General features: G+C 44.9%; 22 protein-coding genes. 4 read left to right on the forward strand and 18 right to left on the reverse strand.

The features are described 5' to 3' along the window. Window positions 1-253 precede the first annotated feature (253 nt). From C1S73_RS26615 to C1S73_RS26675, 13 genes are all read right to left on the reverse strand, one after another. Window positions 254-676, reverse strand: a complete 423-nt coding sequence (locus C1S73_RS26615) for a hypothetical protein (protein ID WP_038868433.1) — start codon at window positions 674-676, stop codon at window positions 254-256. Between the two features lie 12 nt (window positions 677-688). Then, window positions 689-961 (reverse strand): hypothetical protein, encoded by a 273-nt coding sequence (locus C1S73_RS26620; RefSeq protein WP_038868432.1) that lies wholly within the window; start codon window positions 959-961, stop codon window positions 689-691. An 8-nt stretch (window positions 962-969) separates the two neighbouring features. Next, window positions 970-1,224 carry a hypothetical protein gene (locus tag C1S73_RS26625; RefSeq protein WP_038868430.1) on the reverse strand — a complete coding sequence of 85 codons (255 nt, stop codon included), beginning with the start codon at window positions 1,222-1,224 and terminating at the stop codon, window positions 970-972. A 226-nt stretch (window positions 1,225-1,450) separates the two neighbouring features. After that, a complete protein-coding gene (locus tag C1S73_RS26630; RefSeq protein WP_038868428.1) occupies window positions 1,451-2,410 on the reverse strand; it encodes a hypothetical protein in 960 nt (319 codons plus the stop codon). A gap of 282 nt (window positions 2,411-2,692) precedes the next feature. Continuing rightward, window positions 2,693-3,724 carry an L-threonine 3-dehydrogenase gene (tdh, locus tag C1S73_RS26635; protein ID WP_005383983.1) on the reverse strand — a complete coding sequence of 344 codons (1,032 nt, stop codon included), beginning with the start codon at window positions 3,722-3,724 and terminating at the stop codon, window positions 2,693-2,695. A 203-nt stretch (window positions 3,725-3,927) separates the two neighbouring features. Beyond that, window positions 3,928-5,121, reverse strand: a complete 1,194-nt coding sequence (locus C1S73_RS26640) for a glycine C-acetyltransferase (RefSeq protein ID WP_038868427.1) — start codon at window positions 5,119-5,121, stop codon at window positions 3,928-3,930. A gap of 212 nt (window positions 5,122-5,333) precedes the next feature. Continuing rightward, the gene (locus C1S73_RS26645) at window positions 5,334-7,661 is read right to left on the reverse strand and encodes a putative bifunctional diguanylate cyclase/phosphodiesterase (RefSeq protein ID WP_038868426.1); all 2,328 of its coding nucleotides are present in this window, start codon (window positions 7,659-7,661) and stop codon (window positions 5,334-5,336) included. Next, window positions 7,658-8,590, reverse strand: a complete 933-nt coding sequence (locus tag C1S73_RS26650; protein ID WP_038868423.1) for a transporter substrate-binding domain-containing protein — start codon at window positions 8,588-8,590, stop codon at window positions 7,658-7,660. The genes C1S73_RS26645 and C1S73_RS26650 overlap by 4 nt, the downstream gene beginning before the upstream one ends. 63 nt (window positions 8,591-8,653) lie before the next feature. Beyond that, window positions 8,654-10,060 carry an aminotransferase class V-fold PLP-dependent enzyme gene (locus C1S73_RS26655; protein WP_038868422.1) on the reverse strand — a complete coding sequence of 469 codons (1,407 nt, stop codon included), beginning with the start codon at window positions 10,058-10,060 and terminating at the stop codon, window positions 8,654-8,656. Window positions 10,061-10,551: 491 nt separating this feature from the next. Beyond that, entirely contained in the window at window positions 10,552-11,946 is a 1,395-nt protein-coding gene (locus C1S73_RS26660) for a sensor histidine kinase (protein WP_038868421.1), read from the reverse strand. 43 nt (window positions 11,947-11,989) lie between these two features. After that, window positions 11,990-12,721, reverse strand: coding sequence for a response regulator transcription factor (locus C1S73_RS26665; RefSeq protein ID WP_038868420.1), 732 nt, complete (start codon window positions 12,719-12,721; stop codon window positions 11,990-11,992). A gap of 146 nt (window positions 12,722-12,867) precedes the next feature. Continuing rightward, a complete protein-coding gene (locus C1S73_RS26670; protein ID WP_038868418.1) occupies window positions 12,868-13,563 on the reverse strand; it encodes a spondin domain-containing protein in 696 nt (231 codons plus the stop codon). A gap of 9 nt (window positions 13,564-13,572) precedes the next feature. Beyond that, complete coding sequence (locus C1S73_RS26675) at window positions 13,573-14,256, reverse strand: spondin domain-containing protein (RefSeq protein ID WP_038868416.1); 684 nt, start codon at window positions 14,254-14,256, stop codon at window positions 13,573-13,575. Between the two features lie 288 nt (window positions 14,257-14,544). Here C1S73_RS26675 and C1S73_RS26680 point away from each other — a divergent pair, with 288 nt between their 5' ends. The 3 genes from C1S73_RS26680 to gloA2 all read left to right on the forward strand — a co-directional run bounded on the left by C1S73_RS26680 (window position 14,545) and on the right by gloA2 (window position 16,439). Next, window positions 14,545-15,018, forward strand: coding sequence for a hypothetical protein (locus tag C1S73_RS26680; protein WP_038868415.1), 474 nt, complete (start codon window positions 14,545-14,547; stop codon window positions 15,016-15,018). A 77-nt stretch (window positions 15,019-15,095) separates the two neighbouring features. Further along, a complete protein-coding gene (locus C1S73_RS26685; protein WP_038868413.1) occupies window positions 15,096-16,025 on the forward strand; it encodes a LysR family transcriptional regulator in 930 nt (309 codons plus the stop codon). A 30-nt stretch (window positions 16,026-16,055) separates the two neighbouring features. Continuing rightward, window positions 16,056-16,439 (forward strand): SMU1112c/YaeR family gloxylase I-like metalloprotein, encoded by a 384-nt coding sequence (gene gloA2, locus C1S73_RS26690; RefSeq protein ID WP_038868411.1) that lies wholly within the window; start codon window positions 16,056-16,058, stop codon window positions 16,437-16,439. Between the two features lie 51 nt (window positions 16,440-16,490). Here gloA2 and C1S73_RS26695 read toward each other — a convergent pair whose 3' ends face one another. From C1S73_RS26695 to C1S73_RS26715, 5 genes are all read right to left on the reverse strand, one after another. After that, window positions 16,491-17,930, reverse strand: a complete 1,440-nt coding sequence (locus C1S73_RS26695; protein ID WP_038868410.1) for a PepSY-associated TM helix domain-containing protein — start codon at window positions 17,928-17,930, stop codon at window positions 16,491-16,493. A 151-nt stretch (window positions 17,931-18,081) separates the two neighbouring features. Then, window positions 18,082-18,441, reverse strand: a complete 360-nt coding sequence (locus tag C1S73_RS26700) for a hypothetical protein (protein ID WP_063344780.1) — start codon at window positions 18,439-18,441, stop codon at window positions 18,082-18,084. 173 nt (window positions 18,442-18,614) lie between these two features. Next, entirely contained in the window at window positions 18,615-19,004 is a 390-nt protein-coding gene (locus C1S73_RS26705) for a cytochrome b562 (RefSeq protein ID WP_005436021.1), read from the reverse strand. Window positions 19,005-19,104: 100 nt separating this feature from the next. Further along, window positions 19,105-19,857 carry a phosphatase gene (locus tag C1S73_RS26710; protein ID WP_038868408.1) on the reverse strand — a complete coding sequence of 251 codons (753 nt, stop codon included), beginning with the start codon at window positions 19,855-19,857 and terminating at the stop codon, window positions 19,105-19,107. An 87-nt stretch (window positions 19,858-19,944) separates the two neighbouring features. Beyond that, the gene (locus tag C1S73_RS26715; protein ID WP_038868406.1) at window positions 19,945-20,385 is read right to left on the reverse strand and encodes an SRPBCC family protein; all 441 of its coding nucleotides are present in this window, start codon (window positions 20,383-20,385) and stop codon (window positions 19,945-19,947) included. 256 nt (window positions 20,386-20,641) lie between these two features. On the opposite strand from C1S73_RS26715, the gene C1S73_RS26725 reads away from it, so the two are divergent. After that, a complete protein-coding gene (locus tag C1S73_RS26725) occupies window positions 20,642-20,830 on the forward strand; it encodes a hypothetical protein (RefSeq protein ID WP_038868404.1) in 189 nt (62 codons plus the stop codon).

The following is a 20,830-nucleotide window of genomic DNA, read 5'->3' on the forward strand; positions in this document are numbered from 1 at the left end:
AACCGCGTACCTTATACCAAAATTTTGTGAGTGATTCGATGATCTATACGACTTTATATGCCTATGAATTACTATCGTAATGACAAATTGTTTCATACCGTCACAATCGACACATCACAGGTACATTAATGCTCTACGTATTGTCATGTAAATCAGCAATTGAAAACTACATTTAGAACAAACGCCCCTTAAAGGAGCGTTCATTAGTGGACTGACGATATAGTGACTGGATTAAGCACAGGATGTTCGGTTATTAATTAAGTACGATTCCGCTTTTAAGCTTGCCAACACATAAACGATTATAAAAAACACCAGAAGTATTGGTGTACGTCATGATATTGCTATTAATAGCAATCGTCGCAATCTCTGCACCACCATTATATGATTGAATAAACAACAAGTTGTGTTTGCTACCACCTTGTCTTACGTTAAAAAACTGACCAGAGTATAACCCCGTCGTCATTTTGTACCCTTCGTTGTCTTTGGTAATGGAGTAGTTCATTGGACCAAAGTAATTGTCTTCCCAAGGTACGTAATCTTGGGGGTTACCTACAGGGTCGTAGCCAACAGCTGTGCATTTAATTGAAACAAATTGCCCTTCACTAACAACCATGTTGGCTGATGTAGTAAAAGCGATGAGGGACAGCACAAGGGCTGCAAATAATTTCTTTTTCATTTAATCGTCTCTTTAATAACCGGAGAGTGCGCGATCCTGAGACCCGTCTCGCATTGCCGAACGACATTGCATTTGTTCACCGCGAGTTAGATTACGTCGCTTTAGCTCTTCCATTGCCGCTTCCTCTCCACCTTCCCATTGCAGTTCCAACTCTAAGCTAGTGTAACGACCTAATGTGTAGCAGATATCATAGGTTTGGTACTCGCTTGCTTTACGCATTGGTGCAATCAGGGAGCAACCCGAGGTCATCGAAATAAGAAGAGCAATTACAATCAGTTTGTTCATTGAGTTCCTTACTGATTCTTGATGTTGTTGTAAATCAAGCTTTCAGTCAGGTCACTAGAATAAGCACCTTCATCATTGCCATTGATGTTATTGATCACCGTGTCTGTGGTGTAGTCATAAGAGCCATCAGATGTTGCACCATTTTCCGCCGATGCATTCGTGTACGGGTTGCCATAATCAATAGTGACTTCACCGTTGTTAATAATGACCTCTGCAAAAGCACAGGAAGAGCTCAAAGCAACAAGGAGTAGTGTTTTTTTCATTTAGTAAATCTCAAATAAAGCCAGTGGGAACAGAACACTGTAGCTTTCGATTGATGCCTAACATTAACCATCAATCGAAAACGCTCACCGACAAACTACTGAGTTAGAAGGTTGAAGACTTAGAACGCCCCCATAGCCTGGAAGGAGGCGAATCATAATGAGAATAAAGACTGACAATCGACTTATATTTTCTATAACCCAAATATAAACAACATTAAGTCCTTGTTTATGCAGCTTCCAATCGAGAAATAATTGCTTCCAAAGGCAGGTCTTTCTCTTTAATCATTGCAACCACTTCCGCAATGTCTTGGTCACGGTTCATCGCTAGAGCCTGGTTGATATCATCAATAAGCTGCAGTGCCTCTACTTTGGACAATTGACGTAACAACGAAATACGGTTGTTTGGAGACATAGCCATCAACTCGGAGGCTGAACCACCTTTTTGCTGGTTCTTATTGTTGTTCATATTGACCTCCGGTTGTGGCTGTTCTCCCACAAAACTATTTTCCTTTTTAGGATCTGGTTTGGCAGTACCTTCCAACTTAATGACGTTGTTAGTTAAGGATTCTTTTGTTGCTTTAGATTGAGAATCATTGTTTTGATATTTTGTTTTGCTCTCTAACAATTCTGCGTAATAAGCCAACGTCGGCATCATAAAATCTAAATGCGTTAAGATTTTTGATTCGATCGTCTTCATCTCTTTTGATTTGATGTACACACCCTGCTTACGAGCTTGAAGCGCCAGTGATACTGCATGTTTGATAGCGGATAGACGATATTCGCCCACTTCATTGAGAGATTTGGTTGCCAATACTTGTTCTTCTTCTTTCGACTTCATCGTGTCGATGCGGGCACGCAATGACTTCACACAGGTTTGGATTAGTCGGTCTTGTGACAATTTAATTGGATTTGGCAATTGCATCTGTGGCGTGATGTGTTGTTTACCTTCGCCTTCTAGCTTACTTGCTTTCACTTCTCGTTTTACTTCGGCCATAAAGTTGTTTATCGATTTGCAATCCGACGGCGTCGAACCTGTGAAGATAGGCTTTGCTACCCCATCAATTAATACTTTGAGATGGTTAGTCTGCGTTCTTTCGTAGGAAAATGGGGTATCCGCGCCTAAGTAGTCAGACAGAAATTTAATCGCGCGTTTTTGATATTTGCTGAACGTTGCTTGTTTACACATAAAAAATACCTCTCAATGAATCGTTTCGTTGGAAGGCATAATATGAGATTGAGAGTAATGGTGAGATTCGTAAGCTTGCGATTTTTACTTTTTCAAAGACACATTACCAAATACAACCAAGATTCAAGGAGGGATTAGTGACTATCAAAAAGGAAGGAATGACTACTATGGCAATAAGTTATAAGCACTAGCTCTTTGTATGCAAATAAAAACGCCCCAAGGTTCACTCGGGGCGTTTTATTAATTAGTTCTCAGGAAGATTTTGGCGGCTTTATCGCGACCTTATTCCCAATCAAGAATAACCTTGCCTGACATACCGCTGCGCATTACGTCGAAGCCTTCTTGGAAATCATCAATCTTGTAGTGGTGCGTGATGATTGGTGATAGGTCCAGACCAGATTGGATCAATGAAGCCATCTTGTACCAAGTTTCGAACATTTCACGGCCGTAGATACCTTTGATCACCAAGCCTTTGAAGATAACTTGGTTCCAGTCGATACCCATGTCTGATGGTGGAATACCTAGCAGTGCAATTCGACCACCGTGGTTCATTGTGGTTAGCATTGAGTTGAATGCGGCTGGGTTACCAGACATTTCTAGACCTACGTCGAAGCCTTCTGTCATGCCTAGCTCAGCCATTACGTCTTCTAGCTTCTCTTCTGCAACGTTTACTGCGCGCGTTACGCCCATTTTACGAGCAAGTTCTAGACGGTATTCGTTCACGTCTGTGATCACTACGTGACGAGCACCAACGTGTTTTGCTACTGCCGCTGCCATGATACCGATTGGGCCTGCACCTGTGATAAGCACGTCTTCGCCTACTAGGTCGAAAGAAAGCGCGGTGTGTACTGCGTTACCAAACGGGTCAAAGATAGACGCTAGATCGTCAGAGATACCTTCAGGGATCTTAAACGCGTTGAACGCTGGGATCACTAGGTATTCTGCGAATGCACCTTCACGGTTAACGCCCACACCAATTGTGTTACGACATAGGTGAGTACGGCCGCCACGACAGTTACGACAGTGACCACACGTGATGTGACCTTCGCCAGATACGCGGTCACCGATTTCAAAGCCACGAACTTCCTGACCAATTGCAACCACTTCACCCACGTATTCGTGACCGACAACCATAGGCACTGGAATTGTCTTTTGTGACCATTCGTCCCAGTTGTAGATGTGTACGTCTGTACCACAAATAGCGGTTTTCTTAATTTTGATCAGAATGTCGTTATGGCCAACTTCAGGTTTATCAACCTCAGTCATCCAGATGCCTTCTTCAGGCTTTAGCTTTGATAATGCTTTAATTTTCATAGTATTCACCAAACATTGCCCCGCTCTATGCGTGACAAAAAATTCTTTCATCTAGTGCGTCTAAAGAAGAAATAAAGGCTTTGCCCATGAGCCGACTCTGAAGAGTTGGGAAAGCCTTTTTATCTTTAAACGTAAGCTCTTTCTCCTTCCTATCTAATCCCTCCCCTCTGTTTTAGGGGGAGGCTAGGAAGAGGAAACGAAACTTAGATGATGCCCATGTCCTTACCAACTTGGATGAATGCGTCGATTGCACGGTCTAGTTGCTCACGAGAGTGCGCCGCTGACATTTGAGTACGGATACGCGCTTGACCTTTTGGTACAACAGGGAATGAGAAGCCGATTACGTAAATGCCTTTCTCCAGAGCGCGCTCTGCGAATTCTGCTGCTACTTTTGCGTCACCAAGCATGATTGGAATGATTGCGTGGTCAGCACCACCCATTGTGAAACCTGCGTCTTCCATACGAGTACGGAAGTGTGCTGCGTTTTCCCATAGACGGTCACGTAGGTCACCGCTCTCTTCTAGTAGGTCTAGAACGCGGATAGAAGCGCTTACGATTGCTGGTGCAACAGAGTTAGAGAATAGGTATGGACGAGAACGCTGACGTAGCCAGTCAATCACTTCTGCTTTACCAGACGTGTAACCGCCTGAAGCGCCGCCCATTGCTTTACCTAGCGTACCAGTGATGATGTCGATACGGTCAACCACGTTGTGGTGCTCGTGCGTACCTGCACCTGTTTTACCCATGAAGCCAACAGCGTGAGAGTCATCAACCATCGTCAATGCGCCGTACTTCTCTGCTAGGTCACAGATAGCTGGTAGGTTTGCCACTACACCGTCCATTGAGAACACGCCGTCCGTTACGATAAGAATGTGGCGAGCGCCTGCTTCTTTCGCAGCGATCAGTTGTTGTTCTAACTCTTCCATGTTGTTGTTCGAGTAGCGAAAACGCATCGCTTTACATAGACGAACACCGTCGATGATTGACGCGTGATTTAGAGCATCAGAAATGATTGCGTCTTCTTTACCTAGGATAGTTTCAAATAGGCCCGCGTTTGCGTCGAAGCATGATGTGTAAAGAATCGTGTCTTCTTTACCTAGGAACTTAGAAAGCTTCTGCTCAAGCTCTTTGTGGATGTCTTGAGTACCACAGATGAAACGTACTGAAGCCATACCAAAGCCGTGGTCATCCATGCCTGCTTTACCTGCCTCGATAAGCGCTGGGTGGTTAGCTAGGCCAAGGTAGTTGTTCGCACAGAAGTTAAGTACTTCTTCACCGCTAGAGATTTTAACCGCCGCTTGCTGTTGAGACGTGATGATACGCTCTGCTTTGTAAAGGCCTTCCGCCTTTACTTCTTCAATTTGCTGTTCAATCTGTTGGTAAAATGCAGAAGACATTCGCAATTCCTTCCTGTTTATAGTGTCGAGTTTTTACTCGATTAGAATTAGGTTGAGCCTTTATGTGACGGGCATCACAGGCAATTACTTATCAATTAAGTGTAGTGTAATTCAAGGAAGGAAAAACGATTATCCCTCAAAGTGGAAAAGCATTAATGAATCCGAGGCACGAATCCAGTTAATGCTTTTCTATGAGGTTGTAATGCAAGGGATTATAGCCAAGTCGGCTTAGCTAAAAGTGCTTCGAAGTCCTTAGCGGGTAATGGTCGGCTATAGTGGAAACCTTGTCCGAACTCACAGTTTAGGTTTTTCAGGTAATCCACATGGCGTTGTTCTTCGATGCCTTCTGCAACGATCTTAAGGTTGAGCGCTTTCGCCATCGCAATAATCACGTTAACAAGCTCACGGTCGGATTCGTTCTCAAACATGTTCTGCAAGAAACTGCGATCGATCTTGAGGCGATCAAACGGGAACTTCTGCAAGTAACTTAATGCGGAATAACCGGTACCAAAATCATCAATGGTGAGCTTCGCGCCCAGAGTTCGTAAGTTATCTAGCATCTCCATCAGGTCGCTGCTGTGGTTAAACAACAAGCTCTCTGTCACCTCTACATCGAACAATTCTGGAGACAACCCCGACTCTTCTATGTGCTGCTTGATCTGTTCGAAAAGTCGATCACAGTATCTAAACTGCACACTTGAGAAGTTTACCGACACAAACAGAGGTGTAACGTCCTGCCATTTTGCCGCTTGTTGGCACGCTTGACGAATGGCAAACTCACCCAGTTGATGAATCAAACCATTCTTCTCAGCAATCGAGATAAACTCTTCTGGATTCACAAAACCAAACTTCTCGTCATTCCAACGCATCAGGGCTTCTGCTCCAACAATCGCCCCGCTGTCGAGATCAATGATTGGTTGATAATAAAGCTCTAACAAATCGTGAGAAATAGCATGACGTAAGCGACTTTCCAAGTCTAAGAAACGCTGCAAATCTTGGTTCATGTTGTGGTCATAGAAGCAGAATGCATTACGGCCGTCTTGCTTCACACGGTACATCGCCATATCAGCACAAGCGAGTAGCTGCTCTGAATTATCGCCATCTTCTGGATAAACAGACATACCTACGCTAGCGGACAAGAAGAATTCATGATTTTGCCAAACAAACGGCTCGTTAAACACAGACAATACAGTTGCGGCAAAGCGCTTAGCACTGTCGGCATTGTCTAAGTCTGGAATCACCAATAGGAACTCATCGCCGCCAATTCGTGCCAACAAATCGGTTTTCCGCACCGCCTGATGAAGCCGCTCAGCACTCAGTTTGAGGATCTCATCACCAACAAAGTGTCCCATCGAATCATTGATTTGTTTGAAATGGTCAAGGTCGATGAACATCACCAGTACACTAGAGCCTGTGCGTTCAGCGCGTGACAGCTCTAAACCAAGGCGTTCAGAACCATAAACTCGATTTGGTAAACCGGTTAATGCATCGTGCTTGGCTTGGTAAGCCAACTCCATTTCTGACGATTTACGACGCTCTATCTCACTGGTTAAACGTTGGTTTTGCTGAGATAAGAAGTCTTTGCGCTTCTTCTCTTCTTCCAGTTTGATCTTCAGCTCAACACGTGTGTTATTAAGGTTGAACGCATACAACAAGCCAAACACAATCAAAATTGCGAGGATACTTAATCCGGAAATAAATATTCGAGACGTGTAGATATCGCGTTCGCTAAGTGACTCAAACCAAGCCATCAATTTAAAGTGATGGTGCTCGATTGGCACTTCGAAATAGATCTTCTCTTTTAGCTCTTGAGCCAGTGCTTCAGGCTCAGTGATGTTTTCCTGTTCCAACTTACGGCTGATAGAATCCCATACTTCCATTTCCACATTATTGATCTTCAGCACCATGCGACTGTAACTGTCTTCATGCTCCTGATTAGTCAATTGGGAAATGACTACCTTCTCGTTGATATCCGCAATCAAATAGCCGACAGGTTTGCCTGAGAACATGACTTGCTTTATCACCTGGATAAGTACTTTGCCATCTTCACGCACCGCTCTGACTTCTTCACTGTGGTCGTGATCATTCAATAAACGCGAAGTATCAACACGATGATCGGACTTTTGACCTGTTGTGATAATGGTCGAGCCATCAAGACCTATCAAAGTTAACTGGTTGTAGATCAATTGATTATTGACGATTTTGGTTTCAGATTTCTCTTGCAGTTTACGTTTTAGATTAATCAAACTTGCGCCTAAACCATACTCCATCGACATGCCTGAAGCGAGGTTGGCAAAGAAGGTTTGTACCGTTTTATCGGTCGATAAATGGTCTATATCTTCACTGGCAATCGTAAATAAATTATCAAGGGTACCTGCATAACTTTTCACCTTTAGATCGAGTTCTCGATGCTGTGATTCTTTTAGTTTATGTTGACCTAAACTGGTGACCGTAATAATCATCGCCAAATAGAGCGACACCAATATCGCACTGACTGTGATGATCTTCTGACTTGATATTTTTTTTACAGACTTTCTCATATATCTTTCTTACTATCTTCTAAAAAGTAGTCATTATAAAAATAGTAAATAGACGGGTAGTATTTCTCGACCAAGGCTTGGTACGTCCCATCTTGCTTAATTGAATTTAAGTATTGGTTAAACGCGGTTTTTAATTCAGGAGAGTCCTTACGGAAGGCAACCGCCATTTTTTGGTTTTCTGATACTGGGCCAATGACTTTGATTTCCCCCGGCCACTTTTCAAGTGCAATCAATGTATCTGCAACATCAAGCAACGTACTTTCCGCATCGTTTTTCATTATGGCAGGCACCATTTCGTTCAATCGGCGCTGACCATCCGGCAAAATCACTTTTGCGCCGGTGTCATAGAGGTTATACAAGTTCGGGTCGAGACAAGAATGCTCCATCGCTAAGACTTCACGGCCTTTAATGAGTGACTTCACCATTGAAATATCGTCATCAATAGAACCTGTTGGCTTAATCGGAGTTAATGAAGAGTCAGTGCGTGCTACTAGCCAGACTGCGGATGGGAAATAGTCCTCCGAGAAATCAACAATTTGTGCTCGCCAATCAAGAATCGTGACGCCGTTAGCGATCAAATCGCCTTCAATCGCCATCTTTTCACCAACCATCAATTGCGCATCTTTGTATTCAACTTGCTGCCCAGTCAGTTTACCAACCACATTGTTCCATTGGGCTGGGACGTATTGGTAACGTACGCCAAGCGATTTAGCAAATCCCTTGATGATATCGACATCCAACCCCGTCAATGTTTGCATTTCACCTTGATCGATGTAGGAAACAAAGTTGGCATAAGGCACACCAATATGGCGTAACACGCCACTGTCCTTAATGTCTTGCAGATCGCCAGCAAAGGTCTGAATCGGTAGCAGCGTGACCATCCCTATCGCAAGAGTGGTCATGGTTTGCTTAATTGTTTTCACTGACATGATGAATATCCTTCTCTTTCACAAAGCGCCCAATTAAGGGCGCTTTGATACTTAACAACAGCGTTAGAACGAGTAGTACAGGTCTGCAATCGCTTCGATTAACCCTTCTACATCTCTCTCATCGTGGAACAAGTGAGTAGAGATACGCAGTGCATGCGTTTCAAACGAATCGTCTTTGTACAACTTGAAGCTTGTCGTACGAATGATGTAACCATAGTCCTCGCGAAGACGATCACGGAACAATGTTAGTCGTTCCTCATCCGTCACATCATCAAACGGGTTAAAGGTCGTCAGACCGCTGGTTAGTCCTTCCACGTTTGGTGAGTACATCTTCGCATAAGGTAACGCTTCACTAAGCAGCGTTTTACATTGGTCACTCAATTCTAAAATGCGTGCTTCAATTCGGTCACGACCAATTTCATCCCACATTTTACAACTATCAGCAAGTGCTTGTTTTGACGGATAGTTATCGTTACCAATGTATTGCATTTGTAGCTGTTTGCCTAGGTAATCAGCATGAGAAAGCGATGAGTTGATCAACCACAATGGATTTTCACGATCGCTCCAGTACTCATTTAAACGGTTACCGTTATCACGTACATACAAGATACCTGTCGCGCCTGGACCACACTGCCACTTATGGCCAGATCCTGCATAGAAATCACAATCCATATCGTGAAAATCTAGGTCGAACATACCAACAGTGTGCGCGCCGTCAACTAACGTTGGGATGCGGTGTTGCTTTGCTAAAGAACAGATAGCTTTAGCAGGGAGAGTCGTACCGGTTTTGTAGGTAATATGAGAGAACACAATAAGGCGCACATTGTGGTGGGTTTCAATCGCATCGCGGAAGGCTTGAATGTAATCTTCTTCCGTGACATTTTCTGTACCAGTGAAAACCGGAAGCTGAATTTCTACCACGTCCACACCAAAGCGATGTTTTGCCACGTTCATTGGTGACGTTGCAGCAACGTGTTCATGGTGAGTCGTTAGAATGACATCACCTGGCTCAAAATGCAGGCCATTGATGATAGAACATAAGCCATCGGTGGTGTTGCGGCTTAGAATGATTTCATCTGGGTTAGCACCAAAGCCCGGCGCAACTTGCGTCACCATTTCAGAAACATGAGGCCAAGCACCAAACTTGTCTTTCATGTCCCACGGGTACTTAGCAACGATTTTATTGTTGTCTTCGTACCCTTCTAAAACATGTTTTGGCATCGAACCTGTCGTGCCGATATTCATGTAAGTCGTTCGTTTATCCAATACGAACTGCTTTTGTACTTTACGCCAGAAGCGTTTGTCGCTTTTTCTACCTAGTCCGTTGTTGCTCCAATCAATTTTCGGTTCTTTTGCTTGAACTGTACCGGAAAATGCGGAAGCACTGACGCCAGCCACAACTGCACCAGTTGCACCTTTTAAGAAATTGCGGCGGCTGCGATTAGTCTGAATAGATTCCTTGTCGCTCATCTTTTCGATCCTTGTCGGAAGTTTAGCCATATTATTAATTATGAATCCGTAACTATCTGTTACTAAACCATTATTACCTCATCACCCGATAGTTTAGATCTTTCAGCTGCCATTAAGTGACTTTAGTTCCACTTTTTCATTTCATATGATGATATAAGCAACAATTTAACCCCTTTACAATAAACAACTATGAGCATAATAAAATATTCATTGAAACACTTATCACAAACATAAAAGATGGCGCATTTTATAATCTTTGAATCGCGCAAAAATAAACGTTGTAATATTTTCATCACAATTTGGGCGTCAAGGTTAATATTTAAATTGAATACGTTAAATCTGTAACAAATTCAGGTTCATTCATTACAATTATTAAAGTGCCATCCAAATAACAAATCCATTGAATCATTGTCCGAGAAATAAATAAGGCCACTATGCACGCCAAAAGATAGCAGGATAAAGAAGGTCGATGAAAGTAAGGCGCTTTTAAGCTAAGCGCCCGAAGACGGAAGTGATACGGATCGTAAGGTAAATCGCTGTTGGTACTGAGAAGGGGTAACACTGGTTTCTAGGTAACTATGGTGCAGCATCAAAATAGACTGCACAATCTTCGTGCCGATGCCCAAAGAGCCACCTTCAGCATTCTTTTCGATATGGTTAATGAAGGTAAAATGAATTCGAGTCTTATCTTCACTCAAATGTGCTTGGCAATGCACTGCTGAACCAATTGGGCTGTGACGGAGTGCATTCTCCAATAAGTTAAGCACTAAACGCTCTAGCAACCCTTTATCGCCGACAGTTTTAATCTTATCTTCCACTTCAACTTTGAGTTCTACCGTTTTTCGTGAAAACTGGCTTTGCATTGTCTCAGCACATTCGACCATTAAAGCGCTAAGCTCGACAGGGCAATATTCATAATTCGGCATTGGCGCTTCTTTTCTTGCCGCATCAAGTAACGAATGCAATTGGGTAGAAAGCTTCTCACAATTTCGGAAAGCGACGTCAATCAAAGGATCGGATTCCGGATGTTGCAAGCGCCACGTTTCCAAATAGCCAAGCACGCTCGATAACGGCGTTTTTAAATCATGGCTAAGCTGCAACAAGCTTTGACGACGATGAGACGATTGATACTCCAACTGTAAAAACTGCTGCTGAATGTGCTTCGCCATCATCTGATAGGAGTGCGCAATCGGTACTAGCTCTGGCACTTGGTGAGTAAAATCAGGTTGTAGGCGGAAGTCATGCTCAGCTTGTTGTTCAAGTTGATTGGTTACGCGCTCAATGGGATTCAGTAAGCTGCGTTTTACCAGCACATACGCACCCAATGCAAAACCCAAAATCGACACCAACACTAATCCTGCCAGCGCGATGTAAGGGGTATCGACTTGAGCATTGGCAATGGCGTCATGTCGGGTACTGCCAATCACCACGTAGAGATAACCGACCGTAGAGCCTAATTCCTCTATCGCCGCGACAGAAAAGACTTTGTGCTCACCACGATTGCGAGGGTCTTCACCCAAAATAGGAAAGGGTTGGTCATTTAAGAATTGCTTAATGGGATTGAGATCCACCGCTCCCATGATCTCCGCCCCTTCCGGTGCAGCATGGGTGGTGATATTGCCTTGGCTATCGAGGAAGTAGATTTCAAAGTCAGGGCCGATCAGCATGAGCGTGTGAAAAATCGACTTGAGCGCTTTAGGGTTGTAATCCGTCCCGATCATTAGCGGATTATCGTCACGCATGTGGCTAGCTAGCTCTTTATGCAGGCTTTGCTTGGTGCGTAACTCAATGGTTTCTTTTTGCCAATTGTAAGTCAGTGCAATCACCACCGCCGCGAGGCAAAACCACAAGCTAGTAAATACCACTAAGCGAGATTTGAAGCTCATCCTATCGCCTCCTTAAACAGCACTGATGACTGAAAGAGAAAAGTTATTGTCGTGGCTGAAACTTGTACCCCACGCCCCAGACCGTTTGAATAAAGTGATGCTCAGAGTCAGACAAAGACAACTTACTGCGTAGGCGATTTACGGTGCTACACACAGTGTGGTGATAACCAGAATGACTGGTGTTCCATACGTGATCGAGCAATTCATCTTTGCTGTAGACTCTACCTGGACGAGTCGCGAGAAACTGTAATAGCGTAAACTCAGTTGCAGTTAGGGTGACATCTTTGTCATTGAGCGAGACTTGATGCAATTCAGGGACAATTCTTAAAGGACCAAAATCCATGCAGTCTTCGAGATTGTTTCTTTCAGATTGTACTTCAACGGTTTGACTCACCCGTCGTAATACGTTTCGTACTCGCGCTTGGAATTCTAAGACGCTAAATGGCTTAGTGATGTAGTCATCAACGCCCGCTTCTAAACCGTCAACCTTGTCCATTTCACCGTCTCTGGCTGTCAGCATGAGCACTGGGCTCCAATCTTGTTGCTGACGCAAATAATGGCAGATATCGAGACCATCACCATCTGGTAAACCTCGGTCAAGGATCAATAAATCAAAGGGTTGTTGCTGATATTGCGCTTTCGCATCGGCGACATTTGTGGCTCGCGACACTTGATGTCCTTGAAACTTGAGATGCATCTGAACCAGTTCTGCCAAATCATCGTCATCTTCCACCAACAAGATGTTCGCGACTAAATTGATTGCCTGTTGTTCCATGGTCCTTTCCTTGCCTTCGAGTATCCTCACTTTGCACATGACCGGAACAAATTAGAAATTCTTTCAAAAAAGGTTCCGATGACGCCATGAGGGATAAAGCGCTCGGCTACAAGCGCTTTGGAAAGGAGACGTCATCGGAGCCAGTGTTACTCGACTCGAGTGATGGTGACTTTCGCACCTGGGTTCAAGAAACGATGGTTCGCAGAGAGTGCTGAGTTTGCTAATCCATCATCTTGGCTAACAACACCCGCATGGAATGCAACAACGTCACTGCTGTCATTACGAGCGGCATTGAAGCCCTCACCGCCACCTGCTGGGCCCGGAATGGTTGCGGCAAGTTCATCGTTCAGTTCCGTACCAGAATCCCAAACGTTCATGCTCATTTCATAGCTTTCACCCACTGCGAGCGATTTGAGCGATAGCCCCGTTTCGCCAACAAAGGCATCGTTGGTATTCACGAACATAGACGCCACAGACAAGTAACCGTAACGACTAGGGTCAACCGTGATGGTGACTTCGTCCGATGCACCCGGCAACACCAATCCATTACCCGAAATGCCTTGGTAAACACTGTCATTGCTGTTCATCAACTCAATCAGCTCGGCGTTACTGCCGCCTTCGGCAAGATGTTCAAGTTCAACGGATGCCGCTTGGCCAATTTCAAACAGTTGGTAGTCACCATTGTGAGTAAGTACCGCGAGCGGAGACATAGGTTGATTCGCAGTCAAGTTCGCCACGTTGACGGTGTAACGGTACGATTTCACTACGTCATTATCATCATCGCTTGGACAACCGGCGAGCAAGCCGACTGAAGCTGCTACTAGTAAGATTCTGACTTTCATACATCCCCCTTACTTCACAACGATTGTGATGGTTGCGACTGGGTTTAACCAACGATGGCTGCTGCTGTCTAGGTCACTGATGCCGCCGGTTGGGTCGCTATCACCAAGGTTACCCGGATGCACGTGAACTTTGTCGTTAGTTACCGTTGCTTCAACGCCTGTGCCGCCAGTACCAAAGGTAATGAAAGGTGGGTTTGGCATGCTAGACGCAAGTTCATCGTTCGCTTCTGTACCGGCATCGTAGCTTCTTAGCGTTGCTCGGTATGTACCCGCTTCCGTTGGAATCTTCCAGCTATCTAGACCGACGAAACCGTCATTGGTTGGCAGCAGCATCGCGCTCAAAGAAAGATAACCGTGGTCGCCACTGTCCAAGGTGAAGGTGGTTGCAACACCCGGATTCAAAATGCCACCAACAGGATTCTCAACCACCGCACCACCAGCGTTACCAATCACACTAGCAAGACCAGAGATATCACCGCCTTCTGCCATTGCTTCTAGTTCTGGCGTTGCTGCTTGACCCGTTCTGAACATTTGAAGATCAGAACCATGTGCGGCAACAATAAGAGGCGTAAAGTAGATGCCTTTGGTTGCGTTTGTCACGGTGATTTCCAATTCCGCTGCATTCACTGATGCAGAGCCTAGTGCCATAGCGACTGAAGTCATGACGAGTCCGAGTTGGGTACGTTTTTTCATTGTGATTCCATCCTTTAATGAGGGTTGAACTACCCAAGCCCATGTGTACGGCTTTACTTCTTTGTTCGTGACTTGAGTAGGTTAAGCATTACGTTTCGAACGTTTTGCGTTCTTGCCTCTAAGAATGACGAGCAAATCTATCAGCAACTTCATCGAATTCTCATAAAATTCTCACAAGTTCTGTTCGAATTCTGTCAGCAGCACTTTTTTACTCTTAATCAGGTATTTACACGTCGCACTTTCCCCTCCTACAATGCGGTATTCTCTGTTTAAATCACGATTCTCACCATGATTCATAACGTTCTGTCTGCCTATTATGGCGAAATCTACGGCATCGCTTTTTTCAACCACTACTTGAGCCATTACGCCCAAAGTGAACAACAAACGCTGTGGCAAACCTTGATTGAAGTGGAAGAACTCACCGCAGAAAAGCTCAAACCTGTACTGCTGACAAATGGCATGGATATCGAAAGTCGATACCAAGAGATGCTAGATAAAGGCTTGGCAGATGCAACCAAGTGGATTGGTTTACCATGGCAAGAGTTGGTGGCGACTCTTCTGAAGTGGGTAGAACCTTATGAGGTCAAATATCGAGAGTGGCATGAAGAAGTGAACGCTTCACAACAGTATTCAATCGCTGAGCGAGAAGCTATCGAATTGATTGCAGACCACGAAACGGCCATTTATCACTGTTGGCAGCAATACCATACTGGTGAATCTGGCTTGCCTGCACTCAATGTATTTTTGGCAAAATATCGTTAAAGCGAGACGGTGACACTTGAACCTCGTGAAACCGTACCAGACAATATCGTTATTCCGCTGCACAGAACTGAACAATTATGGTTAATCCAAAACTCATTGCCCTACTTCCTGATCTTGCTTCGTTTATCTTGGTGGTAAACGAAGGCAGTTTTACCGCTGCTGCTAAACAACTCGGCGTAACGCCATCGGCTTTAAGTAAGTTGATCACACGGTTGGAACAAGCCCTCTCGGTCAAACTGTTTGAGCGCACGACTCGTAAGTTGATCATCACTCAAGCTGGGCAAAAGGTTTACGACCAAAGCATCGCAATGGTGAATGCCGCGCAGCAAGCCGTTGAGCTATCTGCGGAAGATCATGCTGAGCCAACAGGCGCACTCACAGTGGCAGCCCCTGAAGCATTTCTTAATTCGGTGCTTCAACCGTTTGTATTGCCATTCCTAGAACGTTATCCAAATATTCAGCTTAAGCTGCGTGCAGCAGATGGTGAGATCGATCTTTTTCGCCAAGGTATCGACGTAGCATTTAAGCTCACCGACAAACCCGATGAGAATCTGGTACTCAAAGAGATCAGCAAGACCAATCTTGTTTTATGTGCCTCTCCAGATTACCTCACCAAGCACGGTATGCCTGAGCACCCAACCGAGCTTGAGCAGCACGACTGTATTTACCTCGCCGAGAACGACAAAGACAACATCTGGTCATTCTTTAAAGAGGAAGCGTTTCATTCGATTGCAGTAAGTGGACGCTACGCTGTCAACCATTCTCAAATGCGCTTGAACGGGGTTAAGTCTGGCTTGGGAATTGGGATCTTCCATGACTTCGTGATCAAAGACGCGTTAGAGCAAGGAGAGGTGGTGGAGGTGCTGCCGGATTGGATGATCAAGAGTAACTACCACGGCGCAATCGCGATGCAGTATGCGCAAACCAAATACATGCCTGCTCGTCTGCGCGTGTTTATCGACTTCGTTAAGGAGTATTTAGTCTCCGAGGACACTAACCATGCTTGAGGATACGAGCCATGTTTGAAGAGGCTAACCATGTTTAATGCCATTCATCACGTCGCGATCATTTGCAGCGATTACCCAAGGTCAAAACGCTTTTATACTGAAGTGTTGGGGTTAAAAGTCATTGCTGAAAACTATCGTGAAGCCAGAAACTCATACAAGCTTGACCTCGCTTTACCTGACGGCAGCCAAGTGGAACTATTTAGCTTTCCAGGCGCACCAGAGAGACCGAGCTTTCCCGAAGCACAAGGGCTACGACATCTCGCGTTTTTGGTTGATGGTGTTGAACAGGTGAAAGCCTACCTAGAATCGAATGACGTTGAAGTTGAGCCAATTCGTATTGACGAGTTCACAGGCAAAACCTTTACCTTCTTCCAAGACCCAGATGGCTTGCCGCTGGAGATTTATCAGAAATAAAAAGAGCCAGCACGTCGCTGGCTCTTTTACTATTCCATTCTTTATCTGTTACTAATTCAACGCCGTTTTCAGCTTCTCGACGCGGTTAAACAACAACCAATCCAGTGCGAGAACCGTAACAATCGCCAAACCGCCCATCGGAAACGCCAGACACAATATCACCAACGTTACTAAGCCAAGCTTCCAAATACCGTCTTGCTGAAACTTAGGTGGCGCGCCCAATGCGGTGCTGCGACTTGGTCTACGAATCCACCACATCACAACCCCAGTGATTGAGATTAAAATGAACGCCAGACAGAACACCACGTTGAGTACTTTGTTAAGTACACTGACATCACCTTGGTGCAATGACACACCTGCCGCCATGAACTTGGCAAACAAACTGTAATCTTGCCACGTTACATCCACCAACAAGCGACCGGAATATTGGTCAAAGTGACTGGTGCGATCTTGCCTCGGGTCGGAAATATCGCCGCCCATAGAGTTAGCTGCAACGGTATAAACGCCCGTCTCAGAACGTGGCAAAAACAGCTTATAGCCAGTAAAGCCCATCATTTCAGCCTTGAGGATGATATCATCAATAGAGAGCGCATCATGGCTGCCTGCATATGCCACCTCTTCCTTCATATTGGCATGATCATGAGCAGGCTTATCTTTCGATTCTGGCACAGCAGCAAGCTCTAAGTTCCATGGCATTTCTTCTGAAGCACCGTGGTTAAGATCTTTGTGTGTCAGTGTGGATTCCGGTTTCTCACCCCATGTGTAATAGGTTGGGAAGGTATTCCAAGCTTGCACCATTTTCGCGCCCCAGATCCCTGCCCACGACAAACCTGAAATCAAAAAGAACAACAAAACAATCGACAGCACACCACCTAAATTCGCATGCAGGTCACGCATCAAAATTCGAGGGCCATTGTTAAGGCGAATTTTCAAAAAACCGGCGCGGCTGGCGTTGTCTCTCGGTAACCAAAGGTACAAACCAGACACCAACAGCAAAATCCCCAGACTTGCGGCGATTTCAATTAAACGGTCGCCTAGGTCGCCGATGAGCAACGTGCCGTGAATGCTGTTCATCAGTTCATAGATACTATCACTACGGTTAATGGTGCCTTGTACGTCTCCTGTGTAAGGATTTACTGCAACAATCAGCGAGCTGCCTTCCTGGTTTTGAATCGAGAATCGGTTGGCGATATCGGCCGTTTTTGCAGGTAAAAATTGAGTGACATTAAAATCGGGATACGCCTGCTTTACGGTTTCTAATTGTGCAGAGACAGGAACCATTTGCTCTTGTGGTGAAACTTGTAATGTCGCTTCGTATCGAGCCAGTTCGATTTCATCATCAAACAACATCACCAATCCCGTGAGGGAAAGCATGAGCATAAATGGAATGACGAACAAACCTGCGTAGAAGTGCCATCTCCACGTCATAAAGTAGATGGATTTTGCGCGCGAGGCTTCCTTGAGTTGAGGCTTTGCCGAGTTTCTCAACATGTGTATTTTCCTTTTTTCATTGTTGAACACCCAAATTCAGCCAAACGCATCCTGCACATACGCATTCGTATGCGGCGCTATTTGACTTAGATTCGGGAGTTCCACTGCTCGAAGTGGCAGTGTTATGTGACTTTACTTGTTATTGTTTTCGTTATGAGAAAAGGGAAACTGGCGGCGCTCGAGGAACTGGTGTTTCAAATCGCACACTTAGAGCCAAATAAGCGTAGCTGTCAGAAATCACCAAGCTCAGTCTTGAGAGAATTGGTGTCGTTGGAAGTGTATCGTGATGAAAAGTCGAGAAGTGGCTAAACGGACAAGGCTTACCTTTGTGGCTGACAGAATTGTCGCCCTCTTCTATCTGCACCAACTCAAAACCGTTAAGCGTACATAGCGTCGCCCACACGCCCATGCTGTTACCATGAGCATTGATAACAGGCATCAGCGTCACTAGCACCCAACTGAGAGCACTAGCAAATAACATCGAGCGGTAAAAAGGAATTAATCTACGCATAACGGTAACTTAACAAATTTCACATAGCGTAACCAATTCTGAGTGGTAGCTCAAAAACAGGATCAATAAGTGGCTGCTACCTCACAGGTTTTCTTGAATACCTCGATTGACAGGCACAAAAAAGCCCGCCGAAGTGGCAGGCTGATGGTCATTTCTTCAAGTTGGATAAACGGTTAGCTAAACAGTTTGCTCCAGATACTTGGGTTGCGTTTGTCGTGGTACTCTTCACGAAGGCTATCGATTTCACGCAGTTGGTCTTTCGCTTCTTCTAGCTTACCCGCATCAAGATCCGCTTCAATCTTATCTAGCGTTACCGTCAGCTTGTTAAAGCCTTCTAAGTAGATATCGAACTTCTCTGGTGGGTAATTGCCACGCTTAGATTGTTCAACGATCGCTTGCAAGCTATCAATCGCAGATTTCATGGTTTCAACATCAGACGCTTCTGCCGCCTGTTTGAATTCCATCTTCATCTGCTTCATGTTTTGTTTTAAGTCGACGGCTTCTGCCATTGCGTACGTTGAGCCTAACGCAATGACACACCCCAACACTAAAGGACGTAACATCTTCACTTCTCCATTGAATGCCGAATTCTGAGCCGGCTTTTTAATGCGAGCAGTGTAAAGCAATCCCTTAACACTTGCATAACCAAAAATGTAATCAAGTTTATGCGTTGCGAATCTCGTCATACTCTGCAATTGGCATACGGCCACGCAGTTCTAAGAAGGCTAAGAATTGTTGTGCTGAGTGCGTAATAACTTTACCACTATCGATGCCGACTCTATCCATTAACTCACCCACCAAGCTCAGGTTACCCACATCGTGGCAGAAGTGCGCATCACTACCTGTGGTGAAGAAGACACCGAGCTCTTTACCGATTTGGGCAATCTCTTGGCAACGGTCTACGCTGCCAACACGGCTGTTACCTTTCAATGTGGTGTTATTGATTTCAATCGCGACATTGTGCTCTTTAGCGCACTTCAGTACAGCTTCAAAATCGAAGTCAAAGTTGGGGTTACCTAAATGGCCTAGCGCGTCAACGCGACCGTTTTTGATGATGTTCAACAGAGCTTCAGTGTGCGTAGCACTATCTGCTGGGCGGAACACTGGCTCATGAAAGCTAGCAATCACCCAATCCAAGTTGCGATCAACGCTATCTGGAATATCGATGTCACCCTCGGTGTTCATGATGTTAGATTCAACACCGCGAATAATGGCAACGCCTTCAAGAAAGCGAGGCAGAATTTTCTGGTTAGAGAAGAACCAGTAATGAGGCGCACCCGGCATTGATTCCGCGTGGTCGGTCGTGCAAAACATATCCAGCCCGTTCTCTTTTGCCGATTTAGCGTTTTCAATCAACGTACTGTAAGCGTGACCGCTAGCGTACGTATGCGTGTGGGTATCAACCTTAAATTCCATCATCAACTCTCTTGGCGCACAAACTAGCGGCTATTGTATACCCACATGTCAGTGATCGTCAGCCCAATATTGGGACGAAATCTAATCTTATTCCTCACAGATCGTTTTAATCAGCGGCAATGCTTTCTCCCAACCATGATTGAACATCGACACAAAATCACTATGGGTAGAAATGGTGATACTGAGCAACAAGCGATCTTGCAGCACATCGATCTGGTAGATCTCTCGTGATCCGATCCACTTAGAAGCCAAGTCAGCGTCTAGTTGCTGCCTATTGTCTGGGTTGAAGATGGCAACATGATGAAACTCAAGTTTATGCAGTGGCAAAACAGTGTCCACTACTGCCCGAGTCCCCCCCATGTCTGGATCGTAAAAAGTAATATCCCCTCCCTCTTCCCAGTCGCCATCAAATTGAGATTGCGGTGAAAAAGCTTGTGCCCATCGTTTGTACAATTCGATATCCGTCAGCACGCTCCATACGCGCTGCGGCGTGGCTGCAATCTCGACGTGATAATTTAAAGTCAGCATGTTCTCTCCCTTAGCTACTTTCTTGACGCTAGTTCATCCTGATTAAAAATCAAACAATTCGGTTGTAACCAGAAGAAGAATTGCGAAGCCCGACATCAATGGGGCAAGTTCGCATGCAAAGGAGCCACGAAGGTGACATTTAGCAGTCGCTGCATAATAAATACAACTCTGCCAACTCAATATTTGGTGCTTTTCATTAAACTTCGCCATATGGATCGAGATAGAAACAAAGCGAAGCACTAACAACGGATAAAACATGAACGGCTTAAAAAACGGTGAATTTCAATATATAAAACAATGCATTAATGAAATGAAGCCGGAACAATTACGCGAAATAAAAGGCGTAATTGAATTTAGAAGGAAAGCGTTAATCGATGAGAAACCGCTTATCTCTGACGAAGAGATGGAGTTTATCACCATCATGTTCAAGAAAATGGAAAAATAA

Source organism: Vibrio jasicida 090810c (assembly GCF_002887615.1).
In the GTDB taxonomy this organism is placed as follows: Bacteria; Pseudomonadota; Gammaproteobacteria; order Enterobacterales; family Vibrionaceae; genus Vibrio; species Vibrio jasicida.